This is a genomic window from Clostridium sp. UBA4548, assembly GCF_002387895.1.
In the GTDB taxonomy this organism is placed as follows: domain Bacteria; phylum Bacillota; class Clostridia; order Clostridiales; family Clostridiaceae; genus Clostridium_J.
This window is the reverse complement of the sequence record NZ_DGLI01000025.1, coordinates 239,095-253,674: the sequence shown is the minus strand read 5'-3', so window position 1 is coordinate 253,674 and position 14,580 is coordinate 239,095. Positions and strand designations below refer to the sequence as shown.

Genomic DNA, 14,580 nt, shown 5'->3' with positions numbered 1-14,580 from the left:
AACTTTAACTTGACTCAAACAATTAAAACCTTAGGTTTGCAACTTCCATGTTTTTACTTTATAATTATATGTAAAGAAATACATATCACTCCCTCATATCCCACTAGATTACTTCTTGCTTCAAATTCTTAGGTAGCCTATCCACCAAAGATTTTCAACGCTTTCACCTATAAAATAAAAAAGACCATGAAGAAAGTTTAAATTAAACTATTTCTTCTATGACCTACTGCTCACCTTATAAATGAAATTTAATAACAACTGAACAAGTTTGTTTTCCTAAGGACTTTGAAATCAAATCCCCCCATCTTTAACTTTTTCCTTTGGATTATCCTCTTCATACTTAATACTAACATCTAATAATTTGCAAATTCCTATAAATATAACTTCAACCATAGCTTCTGGATTATAGCCTTTTATATCAATTTCATTATCACAAAAGCACATTCAAACAGTATTGCAGACATTTTAGTTTTATTAAGCGCATATAAATTCTCTCTATATTTCACCCCAACATTTCTAAATCCAAGTTCCACAATTCTGGAAGAATAGCCCATGCAAAGTTTTCTCCCCTTTCCTCAAGATAGCAAAGAATCTCAGTATCATCTCCCCCTGTGCATGTATTATGATGAATAGATATGAAATTGTAAACCTCCTCAGTAAAGAAATATTCCACTAGAAAATAAATTTCATATAGAAAGGAGAATAAAAATGAACTTTTCAAAAATCGAGAGCCTAGTGCTACTTTCAAAAACTGGTAATGAAAAAGCTAAAGAAGAGCTAGTGGAAGACTTTAAACCCTTTATTTTAAACCTATGTAAAAAATCTTATGTAAATGGCTTTGAGTTTGAGGATCTTAAGAACGAATGCTACCAAACCCTGTTTAAATGTGTAAGAGTTTATGATCTGAGCAAGCATAGATTTGTAGCCTATGCCACCAATGCAATAAAAAACTCCATAAATAACTTAATTAGAATTTCCAAAAGAAGAGACAATAGAGAAGGTCCTAAAACCTTGATTTTAGATAATAATCTAGACCATGTTTTATCTTATGATATGGACTTTGTTGAAAATGAAATCTATAAAGCTTCTCTTAATAAAACATTAAAAGCGGTACTGAAAAATCTAACTAGAGATGAACTGGAACTTATAAAGTTTGTTTATTTTGAAAAGCATTCTTTAAAACAATATTCTCACCGTAAGGGTATTTCTTATATAACAGCAATTACTAGAAGGAATAATATGCTTAAGAAGCTGAAAAATGGTCTTTTAAAGGAAGATTATATTATATAGTAAATTGCCATTTTAAATGGGAAAGTTGTAAGCTTGTAGATATTTTCTAACAGTATAGACTGTAGAAAAAGCATGTTAACTCTATGGAAATGATATGCTCCCTTTATAGTAAACTGTTAAAATAATAAAACTATTTCTATAAATGGGCTTGAAAAAGAATGTCTTTTGTTTTTTAAGCCCATTTATACTAAACTTCTCTTTTTCCCTCCTGATTTAGTTTATAATAAATTCTCTTTGAATTACAAATTGAAGTTTTAGCTTGATTTTACTAACTCAAATACTTTTTCTTTTCTTAAGAATGCTATTAGTACAAATGTAAAATATATAAATATTCCCAGTAGTATAGTCAATATGCCACCAGCTAAGGCACAATGAATTATAATTGGAATTAATATTGAATCCGTGATATGCCTTAATAATCCTAGGAAGATAGCTAAAATAAAAGTGCTCACCATTATACCAAGGTCATATTGAGTATGCATCATGGCAAATAATAAACTTGATAAAACTATAGCCCAGTTCCAAGGTGTATTTTTATGTTTAAATAACTTTAAACATAAAGTATAAACAAACCCTCTATAGAATACTTCTTCTCCTACCCTTGCAAAAGAAATTAATATTGCCCAGTAAAATGTGTTTATTGATATGTCATAGTTTGCCTTTGGTAAAATAAATATTAAAAATATGGGCAAAGATATTAGCAATGCTTTTGTGATCTTAAAACCGAATTCACTTATTTCATATTTAGCTTTCATCACAGATATTGGAATTGGTATATATAAAAGCAGCCATAAAATAATAGCTATAAGTAACATTTTGTAATTGCTTGGATCAAATTCTACAAAGCCATTAAGATATATTGATATTATAGAAATAAAAATAATATATAATATTGAGAATACATAAAACACCTTTGGTTTAACAAGTTCCATATTGATACCCCTCTCCCCTTTTGTTTTACCCTTTTGCGGATTATTTCATATGGAAATTTCACATTTATAGCTTCAACCACAAAGCGGGACGTACACCGCCTGTACATTTGCCATCGCTGATGTTGCCTTTCAATATATTGTTGCCTTGGATACCTATATTACCGTCAGTCCCGAAGATGTACACGGCTTTTAAATTAACGCGACCCGGCGACCGAAGCCACCACCACCAACTCCCTTCTTTACCCAGAAGTCTTGCTATTCGCTTACTGTTGTTTTCATCTTTTCTTTCAAACCAATATCTTTGATTTTTCCCTGGGTTTTGCAGTTTTGCACTGCTATCACCGAAATATTTGCACACTTCCTCAAGGCTTAATAAAAATACGTTATCTTGCGTATCTGCTCCGCCCTTTGAACCATACCACTGATTATCAAGATTTTTATTTATTACAGGATTTATTCTTGATTTATCAGTTTCGTTAAATTTGTCGTAAAATTCACCATTAAGATATTTTCTTAAGGCGCAGTCAGCCCATGTTATATCTTTATAGGCATCATGGTAAGGGCGTTGATCTATAATATCTTCGGTTATAATCAAAGCCTTATTGTTTTGAATGTCAAGGACGCGCCAATTATAACCGCCGAATGGCAATAATGAGTCGATTTTAATACCTTCCATTTAACCACTTCTTTCTTTGTAATAGGTAATCTGCCTGACTGGAAATTGAAAAGATAAAGCTAAAAATAATACTTTACTTTACAAATTGGAATTTATCCTTTTTTATAACATCTATAATTCTCGTGCATAAAGGATGCCTTTTTTTATTGCTTCTGCTAATCCCTTTGGATTTTCCCAAGCCATAGAATGTCCTGCTGATTTGACAATTTCAATATTTATTCTTTGTCTTTCCAACTCAATTTTATCGTCATCTGGTAAAGATTTTTCACCAAAAATAAAAGTCCTTTTACATTGTAATGAATATAATATGTCACGCCACGATGGGTCACCGCCAGCAACTGCAGACTTTGAAATTCTGCTAATTGCTATTGAAGAACAAACTGATAATGTAGCTGACCACATAGAATTTTCAATTGAATTCGAATTAACAGTTTCATCAAATACCCCACTTACGAAATCTTCTTCATCACAAGTTCCAAATTCATAACTACATGAGCCTACACTGCTTTTATCTAAATTAGCTTCACTAAGAATTATTGTTTCAACCTGCTCTCTGCATTTATCTGCAAGTTCAAGTGCAATAGGCCCGCCTAAACTATGCGCAAAAATAATAAACTTATGAAGTTTTTGCTCTTGTATAAAACTATACAGATAGTCTGCATGTTCTTTTATGGTATATAAGTAATTATCAGGTTTATCACTAAAGCCACTGCCAAGTAAATCTATTAATATTCGTCTGTGTTCAATTAACTCAGTTTGTGCTGCGACTTCAGGATAATCAAAAGATCCAGCGCAGCCTAAACCATGAATAAATAATATTGGGGTATCTTTACCTGGAAAATCATGATACCTGATTTTATTATCTACTATAAACTCTTTCATAATAACCTCCTTGTTAAATATAAATACTTTAATCTTCTTCTAAGTAAATTACTATTGATCTTTAACTATATTATTTTTTTGTTGCTCTCTTAGGTTAGGAGATCAAGTCTTAAAGCTTATATCAGAAAGCTTTAAGACGCTTTATTTATTGGTAGAAAGATTATGTATAAACTACATACCCTTCATATTTTTGTAGGTTTAAATTAATTATATTTCTATGATTAAGACATATCTTAAGAAGATTACTAAGCAAATTTACTTACATAACGAATACCTTATACTACTTACTAATATATTTTTTCAGCATCTTTAGGTAATACGAAAACATCTTTTAAAAACTTCAAGCTGTTATTTGCCTCAACTTCGTTATATTTAATGTTCATGATAAAGGATACTTCTTTTGCTATATCATTAAATAAATCACACATAATAAATACTGATTCCCAAATATCTTTTACAACTCCAGAAGGATAAGTTTTCAAAAATGCATTCCATTCGCTCTCTTTTAGCCATCTATACATGTACTTTCCTGATTTTCCAATACTAACTGTAAAATTCGTATCATATCCAATTTTCCATCCTAATAATAGTAGTAACATCGGACGTACAGCATGATTTAGCATGTCCATTACACATGGTACTTCTTCTCTCCATAAACCCTTAGCAACATTATTAAGACACCACCAAAATTCATTACATGCATCCATGAATTGACACTCTGTCGGTTTCTTTACCCAATGAGTTTCATCTGTTGCCTCTGGTATATATGGTAAACAGTTGTCTTTATCCAGTAGTATTTTACAAAGTTTATCATTTCTAATATCTTTAAGTGCCTGCGTTAATGTACATATAGTTAAATCGAGACGATTTCCATCTGTAAACTGCATAAGCCAAGCATAGCAATTTTCCACATCACTTGGATAAAGCGAATTACCTTCTGGATATTGCATATATAACCGTTCACCAAATTTATCAATCCAACTTTTGTCTTCACGAAAAGACTTTGTTTCCTTAACAACATATTCAATATCATAATCCTGAAAAATATCTTTTTTAGCATTGGGGTTTATTCTTGAACCATTCATGAAAACTGCACGAATTCTATCATCATTCTTTGCAATATTTATAATTAAATCAAACATTTCTTGTTCTGTACGCATTTTTATCCTCCAAATAATAAATAACCTTATTTAGCGCTTTTTACTGCAATGACTATTATACTAATTTTATTTTACCATATAATTATTGCAATAATATTCCTATGTCTTTTCATTACGTACATTAAAATTAAAGTTGTATTTAAGAATTTCATTTACTATATCATATTTGAATATTACTTATTTAATCTGATTGGTACATTGGAATTTAGGAATTAATTTAGTTCCTTCTGAAGCCCAATAATTGAAAACGTTTTTTCACTATATTTTTTATCTCCAAAAACCCCTATTATTTTATCAAACCCATTGTTTGTCCAAAAGCGGAGTCCTTTCCAATTTTTCAAATAAACACTTAGTCCAATTGATTTCCACCCCTGTTTTTTACATTCATCACAAATCGATTTAATTACCTCTTCACCACAAGAGTTTCCTTGAGAATTTTTATCAATCATAAAAATGCTTATCCAGATAGTTTCATTATTTGGATAACCATGATACAAATCAAAAAAACCTATTATTTCACCATTTATTCTTTGTATTACCATAAAATAATAGTTGGATATATCTGCTCCTTTAATAGGTGGTAAATCACCATTATTAATGCAATTTTCTATGTAGCCTTGCGGGAATCCCTCACCCTCAACAATGATTTTATCTTCCCAAGAAGAACAGATACGATTTAAAATTTCAACATCATCGTTATCAGCCTTTCGTATTATAAAATTATGTGTGTTCCACTGTCTACAAATTCTCATTTCCCTCCTTATTTGATTTATAATAAATTCACTTTTAATTATATCAGTACACTATCTAATCATTTCAATTCTACCATATAATTACTGTAATAATATACCTATACCTTTTCATAACTTTCTCCAATATGCTTTATTTTTAGTAAAAAGGTTATGTAGAAACTACATAACCTTCATACTTTATATATTTAAATTAATCATAATTCTATGGTTAAGACATACTTTAAGAATGTAGTTAAGTGAAATACTGTAAAACTTACTTCTGGAAACGAAATCCTGGACAAATATTCTAATTACTTAACTTCGTTTTCTCTCTACAATTTCACCACTACTTTTCAAAATACTATTCTCTGAAATATAACCCCTCACAGAACATAATGGATAAACGATACTATCTTTACCTAATATTGTCCCTGGGTTTAAAACTGCATTACATCCTACTTCCGATGAATCACCTAAAATTGCGCCAAATTTTCTTAAACCAGTTTCAATAATATCTGTACCATATTTTACTTTTACCAATGTTCCATTAGACTTTAAATTAGAGGTTATTGCACCAGCCCCTAAATGGGATTTATACCCTAATACTGAATCACTAACATAATTATAATGTGGAACCTGCACTTTGTTAAACAAAATTGAATTTTTAATTTCAGTTGAGTTTCCAACAATAACATCATTACCAATGATAACATTTCCTCTAATATAAGCAGAATGTCTGATTTCACAATTATAACCAATTATCGCAGGACCTTTTATCAGAGCACTTTTTTCAATAGTAGTGCCTTTGCCAACCCATATAAATTCCTCTATTCTTTCAAAATCATTAGGCAAAGTTTTTGCATATTCAAAAATAAAAGTATTAATAATTGCAAGAACTTCCCAAGGATACTTAACCCCACAAAATATTGCTTGTGCATCTAATTCACTCAATGTAAAAAGTTCATCAACAGAAATCCCCATAATAATCCTCCTTAATGTATTTTGCATAATCTACTAGTTTGACTTTATATTAAATTCTTATATAACTCTAGTAAGTTAATTTTACCACAAAATTACTGTAATAATATACCTGTACCTTTTCATTACTTACATAAAAATTTAGTCAAAACCAAATTCCAATTGCGATTTAAAGGTCGTATAAGCTTCAGCTATGAATGCCTACCTATTAGTTGAGTTTAAACTTTTAGTGGCATGAAAATAAGCCACTGAGAAAATTGCACCATAGCTTAATAACTCCTTGGGTACTTTTCTTAGTGACTACTTAAATTTTTCATAAACCTAGGGCTTGTATTGAACTCTTCATATTATAGGATGCAACTAAATAGATATTTGAAAGATCCAAAAACTAAAATTATCTTACTTCAACTCTAGAAATTGGAATTTATACTCTCAACTGAAAATTGAAATTTATTGCTACTTAAGAGCCTTCTCCCATGCCTTAACAAAATATTTTTTCATAAACTGTGCCTTGGCTTCATTGTCCTTGAAAAAGTCTGACTTAACAATACTTATTGCAATCAAATCAATTAGTTCGTCTTGACGCTTTTTCGATTGTTCGTTGTATCGTAACACCTTAAACTTACCTGATGCTTCATATTTCAAAAGTTCTTCATATACATCAGAAATATAATCAACTTTAGCTATAACGGTATTTTTCAAACTATAATACAGACATTCTCTGTTTTCAACGGATTGAATACCAGAATTCTTGGAAATGCAATAGAGATAGCCAGAAACTCCTTTATAGAAAGTTTTTAATTGATCAGGAAATTGCTCTTCATAATATGCAACTCCATTCTTAATCCAACCTGTAACATGTTTCCCACTATAGCCGTTGTGTTTTTCATCCCAAATATAATACAATGCATAGGGAATATTATCTGTCAAATATACTACTTTTTTATCGGTATTATAGAGTTTAGAACGAGCTTCCAATTCTGTAATTCCAGAATAATCAGAGCCATGATAAAGGTATTTCTTCAAAACACAATCCACCCCTTTACGTTGCTATTTACCTTTAATTATACAATTCTTCTGTTCCTCTATTAGATTAAAAGCTCAAGTCTTAAAGCGTATATCAGAAAGCTTAAATACGCTTTATTTATTGGTAGAAAGATTATGTAAAACTACATACCCTTCATGTTTTTGTAGGTTTAAGTTAATCATAATTCTATGATTAAGACATATCTTAAGAAGAAGGTGAAGTAAAATATCTTCATATAACGCTTATAATGCGGTGTATTCGGCACTTATACACAACCATTCGATGATGTAATCAAACCTCTCTTTTGTCAGTCCATGTCCACCATTATATCTCTTATGACATAATTTATTATCAGCCCCATATTTTGCATATGATGGACGAGCTTCTTCAACAATAAAGTCTGCATCCTTCGAGTATTTGTCTTCATCCGCAGAGACAATCAATAACGGCCTTGGAGCAATACAGTGTACTAAATCAAATATATCATAGTTTTTGTTGAAACCCGGAATCACGCTTGCCAGTTCAATACCTACATCATTTAGCATTCGGTTCTCATAGGTGCATGCGCTTCCACTTGCACAGCTAAAACAAATCCGTTCATCTAATGCAGACAGGAATAGCACGGTATTTCCACCATAAGAATGCCCCAGTGCGCCAATTTTTTTATTATCAGTAAAAGTAAGTTCAGACAGTAAAGTTACTCCATTCATAGCGTCAAGCAGTACTTTTTTCATAAGATTATCACCCTTTAAGATACGGTAACACATTTCATTTAAATGTTGAAAAAAATCCTCATCACCTGGTAGAGGTACTATCCCCTGCGCATTTTTCCGTCTCTCTTCAAAGCATATCGAGTCAGGTGCTAAAACAACAAATCCCTTTCTCGCTAACTCTGGTCCAAAAGCCTGCAAGGGATTACCAGCTAATCCGCATACCTCACTTTTCCCTAAATGACGTTCGCTGTTATGCTGGTGATTTATTAGTATTGCAGGATTATTATTAAGAACTTCGGGAATTAAAAGAAAGGCAATGACTGTATCTCCATTGGAGTTATACTCAATAAGCTGTCTCTCATACCCAGCTTCTTTTATGGATTCTATTATACTATATTCAATTGAAGCTGGTATATCATCAGCTTTAATATCAATAATTTCAGAAATCTCTGACTTCAAGTCCATCATGTAAACCTCCACCTACATATATAATATCTGATGAAAATACTTTTTCTCGGATTTCTTTTTCTGTGGGTGTTTCGTTGATTAAAAAAAGCACGTCCATTTCACAGCCAAAACGTCCTTCATATATTCCTCTGTAAAAATCACAATAACCTAGGTTGTCTCCACCCGCTGTAGGAACATAAAGTATTTTGGGATACTTTTTATTAGTAAGCTTTATAATTTCCTTATCAATCAAGTCCAGTGATGATGCTGGATTTACCCCTCCAACAGTTACAATTTTCCCCATAACAATCCTCCTAACTAACTTTGATTAATTTACTACAGCTACTTTTAAAACAATTTTTTTCCCCATATAATTGCTGAAATAATATGCCTATGTCTTTTAATTACTTACATAAAAACTAAAGTTGTATTACTTCAACTTTAGAAATTGGAATTTGTCATGGTAAGCACGAAATCAAGTCCATATAATCGACTAAATTTACCACCTACCCAATGCTGTTAGTAAAAAAATATAATGTGTTTTGTAAGGCATAAGCATTGTGGAATGTGTTTCTACCATTATTTTGAATTTCTCAAGTGAAACATAGGATACCTCTTTCACTTCATTATCGCAGAAAGAATACTCCTCTAAAAGAATATCCGTTCTATAAAGGAACACATCATCTATTTCATTTTCAATATATCCATCAACCTCACCATACTCTCGACTCGAAAAAAGATACTGGAGTTTATCCATTTCTAAATCAATGCCAAGTTCTTCTTTTCCTTCTCGTATAGCTGCTTCTAAAGATGTTTCACCAGCTTGGATATGTCCTGAAAACGAAATATCCATCATATTTGGGAACATAACTTGACTATTTCGAGTTTGTAATAGTATCTCATCATTAGAATTAATAATCCATACACAAACACCTTTATGAATAAGTCCTTTTCTATGAGTCTCGTATTTTTCCTCGGTCTTACCACACTTTTGGCCTAATTCGTCATAAATATCAATCATTTCCATACAATACAGTACCCCCATAAATAATAATTTAACTTCAAATCCGGAATGTAATGTTTATCTACCAAATATATTTAGGACTCCATGCAACAATATTGTTGAGTAACTGTTTTTAGTTTTTAATCGAATAGCCCCTAAAATAATTCCAAAGCACAAACCTGTTATTACTTTCCATATCATAGCATTTACAAGTCCACTTTCCACACGAAAGGCAATAGCACTACTATAACCGATATGCCACAATGCAAATAGTATTGTTGAAACAATATATGTTTTCCATTCTTTTGATAATATTGTATTAAGTTTATTCCAAACATACCCTCGGAATATCAACTCTTCAAAAATTGGTGTCACGATACTACTGTAAACAAGTAAGGTTATTGCTTGAGATCCACCAGTAAAATTAGACGGAGTGGTAATAAATAGAACTACCACAACAATGGTAGCAAGTTTATAAAATACACCAAATTTTTCAGGAAATATTGAAAGTGCTACATTCTGTTTTCTTGTGAAAATTATAAATAAAACTATAATAATTATCATGGCAAACATAGATGCTATACTGTCAAAATAATCAGTTCTTTTGAAAAAAATAAAAAGACATTGTTTTATTCCAAATAATAATAACTGAAGAAAAACTAATAATCCAATAATTCTTCTAATAGTGTGTTCTCTACCGTCTTTCACCCTTTATCCCCCCCAATAATTAACTCTATAAATTGGAATTTGTCAGCTTAATATATTGCTTATTTTGAAAAGTACTACTTTAACCGCTTCCTCATGACAAGCCCTTGTTCAGTCTCAAAAGACACATTAAATCCACTTTTTTTATACATCTCAAAATGGCCGCCAAAATCTGATGATTGATAACTAGATTCTTTGTATGGGTATGCCTCCACAAAGTCAAATCCATCCTGAACCGCCTCCTTACACACACGTTCCAATAGAAGTGTGGCAATGCCTTTTCTTTTCATCTCCGGCGCAATCACGAAACAAAATATGGATTTCACCTTTATGCCTGTGTTAGATTGCTCTAAAGGTACATAATCCATAAATCTTCGCCAACTAGCGCATTTCAAACAATCTGATTTCGCATTTGCGTTGCACCATCCAACAACCGTATCACCACTATAAACAAGATAACCTTGAATGTTATTGCCTTTAACATATTGTAAGGCACATTCTCTTCTTTTCTCTACTGTTGAAAAATCTTTTCCCTCATAATCATCATTACACCAACACACACAATAGCATTTATGCTCATCCACATTGTTATCGTGTGGCGTAGTGTCAAAAAAATGCACGTAATCTTCTGCAAGCTCTGGTATTAACTTGCGTATCTCAATATCCATTCATTTACCTCCAGTAATATAAATAATTTACAATTCAAATTCCTATTTATCTTTAACTATATGATCCTTCTATTTCTCTCTAAGAGTAAAATGACAGTTTTTAGAGTATATTAAGCAGCTTAGATCTGCTCTATATATAGGTAAAAAAACTATGTAAAACCCACATAACCCTTATACTTTTGCAAGTTTAAATTAATTATATTTCTATGATTAAGACATATTTTAAGGTTACTTTGCATTATTTTATAGTGGTATAATTTTAAATAATTCTATTATTCTTCAAATCTTCCCATATTAATTCTTTCACTTTATCCCAATTACTTTCATCAACAGTATATTGTAAACACTTTATAATCCTACGTGATAAGATTTCTTCTTCAATTTCAGCTCTTTCTGAGAAATATTTGATTAAGCCATCAAATCCTTTTAATTTATGAGTAATTCCATAAGGTGTCTTAGTGAACAAATCAGTAACGCGAGCTGTCCATTGTTCTCCTTTTGTATAACTAGCAAATTTAATTGTTTTATCAGCACAATCTCGTTTTAAGTAGATACAGTAAAGGCTAAACTTTTTCAACATTTCAGCAAGTGAAGAACAATATTTTATTATAGTTTCACTATCTGCATTTCTTGAAAGAAGTTCATTTATGGGGTTTTGAAGCCACACACTATCAAATATTATGCTATGATAATTTTCATCTAATTGAGTAAAACGATTATTAAAAAACTCTAAAGTACATGGAATATAATGTGAAAGTGTCATATGTGGATTAAATTCATCCCCAATATCCCATTCAGATAATATACTCAATAATTTATGTTCATTTGGAAAACAGTTTCTTACCTCTTCAATATTTACATATATATACATGCCATGTTGCTCAATAAAATCGTCTATGATAGGAAATTCACAAGAAATTTTATTATAAACATCTAATGGAATACCTACTACATTACATAAATCATTAGGGTAATTTAAGTCACTTTCTAAAATACATTTTGCGCCAGTTTTTTCTTCTAGCCACTTGGCAATAGTTGATTTTCCAGTGCCAGGTAATCCTTCAAGAAAGTATACTGTTCTTTTCATACCTATATTAACTCCCTTCTCTCATAACCAGTCTAGTAATTGATAAAACTTACTCATTAACCCTTCAATTAAATTCTGCTATAACATTGTTCTGTATTAACTTAACTATGATTAATCTCTTCCCAGATACATATAAAGAATAGAAAAAATATTCTATATTTGTAACCCTATTTTCAAATTACTTTATCTCAACTCTTTCTAAAACTTAAATATCTATAGGGTAAAGGTGGGGTTTTCGAGGGGATTTTAGTTTGCTTAACACTATATTTGTATTAACTTCTGGATATATCTTATTAATCATATCAAGGGTTTCAACCATAATAGCCAAGGTGTTTTCAAATGCTTCCTTTAAAGAATAATTAAAAACATCTCTAAATCTTTGTTGAGCATTATTAGGTTTGATTTTAAAACCTTCAAGTGATTTATACATCCATTTAAAAGTTGGAAAATATTCTTTATTTAAGGCAAGTAGTATTATAAATATGTTTTTTTGGAGATTAGCAATATGTTCAAACAATAATGTTGAATTCTCTCTTTGTATCAAAAGTTCAACCTGTGTGCTATCTATGGATTGTAGGGCTTTATTAATGCTACTTATTGCAATTTGTTTTGGATATTCTTTTGCTCTAGTCTTCCAAGAATTTATTTTATCTTCTCCAAATATAGGTATACAAGTTCTTATGGTATCTATTGCATTACTACTTCCAAAATCAATTTCAAAGTCTTCAATTACAGCTTTTATAACTTGTTCTTCTTGTTCAAGAGTAATGTGCCATAAATCAATTCTAAGCTCATTTAAAATGATATTATCCTCTCTTGCTTCATGATCATATGGATAAAAAAATTCTGCCTTTAATTCTTTTACTATAAGTTTTCGAAGATTCTCATTTGGAAGTTCTTCCCAAAATATAGGTATTTCAATATCTGAATATTCATCAGCATAACCTCTTGCAACTGAACCGCCAACAATTATTGCTCTTATACCTTTTGTACCTTCCACGCTCCTTATCTTTTCACAAATTTTCTTTGCTAACTCTAACCTCCACTTACAGTGATAATTTAAATTCCCCATTATACCCCCCATTAATTAAAATACATAATAATTTACTACAATGAATTATTATACAAGTTCTAAATTATACGATTAAGACATGATTTAAGAAAAGTCCGAAATAAAGTTCTACCTAAACTGACGATTTCCATATTAAAATTTACTTTTCTTATACTCGTCAATTCTTGATTTATTATCATAAGCAAGTAAATACTCATTATATTTAGAAGCATCATAGTTTTCTCTTAATTTTTCTTTTGCTTCATTTGCTGAAAGTCCCTGCCTTTGATTAAAAGTGGCACAAGGATATTTGTTACATTCCCCACAATGATTTAAATTTTCTTCTATAACACATTTTCTTACAGGACAATTGGTATCAATAAGTTTTCGATTTTCTTTTTCACATCTACATCCATTACAATGTATATTTTCTGCTAAAATATCAAGGTCATAATAATCCTTCCATGCTTTTGAAAGTTCTTTTCTCTGGTCATTTTCTTTTATATTTGGTTCAAATGCTTTACATAAGTCGCAACAATATCCACATCTTGTTATATTCATGAAAATTACGCTCTCTTTCTATTTGGTTTTTTCTTTATAAATAATAATCTTTCTATATCTGCGCTTACTGTGTTATTTATTATATCTAAATATAACCATTTCCCATCATGATACTGGCGAGTATTATCATAGAAATTATTTATATATTCGGAGAAGTCTTTCCTTAAAGTTTCAAATTTTTCTCGTTCATTCTTTCCCAATATAATTAAAACTCTCATACCTTTTTCTCTTGGATACAACGCACAAAATGTTTTTCCACTCTTACGATATTTTAATTCAAAAACACCTGTTTTCCCGCCATTATCCCATAGCATATCCATATCGTAATTATCCTTAATGAAGTTATTGATAACACACCAAGTTTTAAATACATCCTCTTCCATTAATTGATTCAATTCCTCTTCTGTTGGTACGTTTTTAAGCATAAGTATATCCCCCTTTTTATAAATTCAAATAATTGAAACTTATATAATCATCATTGTCTCCTATATATAATTATGTATATTTATTACCTTGATAGGTTCACATTTAATACTATGACATACTATCTAATTAACTTTATTCTACCATATAATTACTGTAATAATATACCTGTACCTTTTTATTACTTGCATAAAAATTAAGTCAAAGACAATTTGCAGCTAAGATTTAAAGGTGGTGAAGGCTTTA

18 protein-coding genes are annotated in these 14,580 nt (G+C 30.6%); 1 reads left to right on the top strand and 17 read right to left on the bottom strand.

Annotated features, from left to right (window positions below; translation table 11 throughout):
- Positions 1 to 291: 291 nt before the first annotated feature.
- On the bottom strand, positions 292 to 444 hold the full coding sequence (locus tag B3040_RS10725; protein WP_291573101.1) for a hypothetical protein: 153 nt from the start codon (positions 442 to 444) through the stop codon (positions 292 to 294).
- Positions 445 to 708: 264 nt separating this feature from the next.
- Here B3040_RS10725 and B3040_RS10720 point away from each other — a divergent pair, with 264 nt between their 5' ends.
- On the top strand, positions 709 to 1,290 hold the full coding sequence (locus tag B3040_RS10720) for a sigma-70 family RNA polymerase sigma factor (RefSeq protein ID WP_291573099.1): 582 nt from the start codon (positions 709 to 711) through the stop codon (positions 1,288 to 1,290).
- Between the two features lie 254 nt (positions 1,291 to 1,544).
- Here B3040_RS10720 and B3040_RS10715 read toward each other — a convergent pair whose 3' ends face one another.
- From B3040_RS10715 to B3040_RS10640, 16 genes are all read right to left on the bottom strand, one after another.
- Positions 1,545 to 2,222 carry a CPBP family intramembrane glutamic endopeptidase gene (locus B3040_RS10715; RefSeq protein ID WP_291573097.1) on the bottom strand — a complete coding sequence of 226 codons (678 nt, stop codon included), beginning with the start codon at positions 2,220 to 2,222 and terminating at the stop codon, positions 1,545 to 1,547.
- A 64-nt stretch (positions 2,223 to 2,286) separates the two neighbouring features.
- Positions 2,287 to 2,898, bottom strand: coding sequence for a DUF6273 domain-containing protein (locus B3040_RS10710; RefSeq protein WP_291573095.1), 612 nt, complete (start codon positions 2,896 to 2,898; stop codon positions 2,287 to 2,289).
- A gap of 111 nt (positions 2,899 to 3,009) precedes the next feature.
- Entirely contained in the window at positions 3,010 to 3,780 is a 771-nt protein-coding gene (locus B3040_RS10705) for an alpha/beta fold hydrolase (RefSeq protein WP_291573093.1), read from the bottom strand.
- Positions 3,781 to 4,067: 287 nt separating this feature from the next.
- Positions 4,068 to 4,940 (bottom strand): aminoglycoside 6-adenylyltransferase, encoded by an 873-nt coding sequence (locus B3040_RS10700; protein ID WP_291573092.1) that lies wholly within the window; start codon positions 4,938 to 4,940, stop codon positions 4,068 to 4,070.
- A 212-nt stretch (positions 4,941 to 5,152) separates the two neighbouring features.
- Positions 5,153 to 5,692 (bottom strand): GNAT family N-acetyltransferase, encoded by a 540-nt coding sequence (locus B3040_RS10695; protein WP_291573090.1) that lies wholly within the window; start codon positions 5,690 to 5,692, stop codon positions 5,153 to 5,155.
- Between the two features lie 294 nt (positions 5,693 to 5,986).
- Positions 5,987 to 6,652, bottom strand: a complete 666-nt coding sequence (locus B3040_RS10690) for a UDP-N-acetylglucosamine pyrophosphorylase (protein WP_291573087.1) — start codon at positions 6,650 to 6,652, stop codon at positions 5,987 to 5,989.
- Positions 6,653 to 7,105: 453 nt separating this feature from the next.
- Positions 7,106 to 7,675, bottom strand: a complete 570-nt coding sequence (locus B3040_RS10685; RefSeq protein WP_291573085.1) for a hypothetical protein — start codon at positions 7,673 to 7,675, stop codon at positions 7,106 to 7,108.
- Positions 7,676 to 7,918: 243 nt separating this feature from the next.
- Positions 7,919 to 8,857: an alpha/beta hydrolase family protein gene (locus B3040_RS10680; RefSeq protein ID WP_291573083.1), complete on the bottom strand. Its 939-nt coding sequence runs from the start codon at positions 8,855 to 8,857 to the stop codon at positions 7,919 to 7,921.
- Entirely contained in the window at positions 8,829 to 9,140 is a 312-nt protein-coding gene (locus tag B3040_RS10675; RefSeq protein WP_291573081.1) for a Type 1 glutamine amidotransferase-like domain-containing protein, read from the bottom strand. The genes B3040_RS10680 and B3040_RS10675 overlap by 29 nt, the downstream gene beginning before the upstream one ends.
- 195 nt (positions 9,141 to 9,335) lie before the next feature.
- Complete coding sequence (locus B3040_RS10670; RefSeq protein ID WP_291573079.1) at positions 9,336 to 9,863, bottom strand: NUDIX hydrolase; 528 nt, start codon at positions 9,861 to 9,863, stop codon at positions 9,336 to 9,338.
- A 54-nt stretch (positions 9,864 to 9,917) separates the two neighbouring features.
- A complete protein-coding gene (locus B3040_RS10665; RefSeq protein WP_291573077.1) occupies positions 9,918 to 10,547 on the bottom strand; it encodes a CPBP family intramembrane glutamic endopeptidase in 630 nt (209 codons plus the stop codon).
- A 74-nt stretch (positions 10,548 to 10,621) separates the two neighbouring features.
- Positions 10,622 to 11,104 carry a GNAT family N-acetyltransferase gene (locus B3040_RS10660; RefSeq protein WP_291573075.1) on the bottom strand — a complete coding sequence of 161 codons (483 nt, stop codon included), beginning with the start codon at positions 11,102 to 11,104 and terminating at the stop codon, positions 10,622 to 10,624.
- 367 nt (positions 11,105 to 11,471) lie between these two features.
- Positions 11,472 to 12,299 (bottom strand): hypothetical protein, encoded by an 828-nt coding sequence (locus B3040_RS10655; RefSeq protein ID WP_291573073.1) that lies wholly within the window; start codon positions 12,297 to 12,299, stop codon positions 11,472 to 11,474.
- Positions 12,300 to 12,504: 205 nt separating this feature from the next.
- Positions 12,505 to 13,371, bottom strand: a complete 867-nt coding sequence (locus B3040_RS10650; RefSeq protein WP_291573071.1) for a nucleotidyltransferase domain-containing protein — start codon at positions 13,369 to 13,371, stop codon at positions 12,505 to 12,507.
- A gap of 132 nt (positions 13,372 to 13,503) precedes the next feature.
- Positions 13,504 to 13,911 (bottom strand): DUF3795 domain-containing protein, encoded by a 408-nt coding sequence (locus B3040_RS10645; RefSeq protein WP_291573069.1) that lies wholly within the window; start codon positions 13,909 to 13,911, stop codon positions 13,504 to 13,506.
- 5 nt (positions 13,912 to 13,916) lie between these two features.
- Positions 13,917 to 14,336 (bottom strand): DUF3788 domain-containing protein, encoded by a 420-nt coding sequence (locus B3040_RS10640; protein WP_291573067.1) that lies wholly within the window; start codon positions 14,334 to 14,336, stop codon positions 13,917 to 13,919.
- Positions 14,337 to 14,580: the final 244 nt, after the last annotated feature.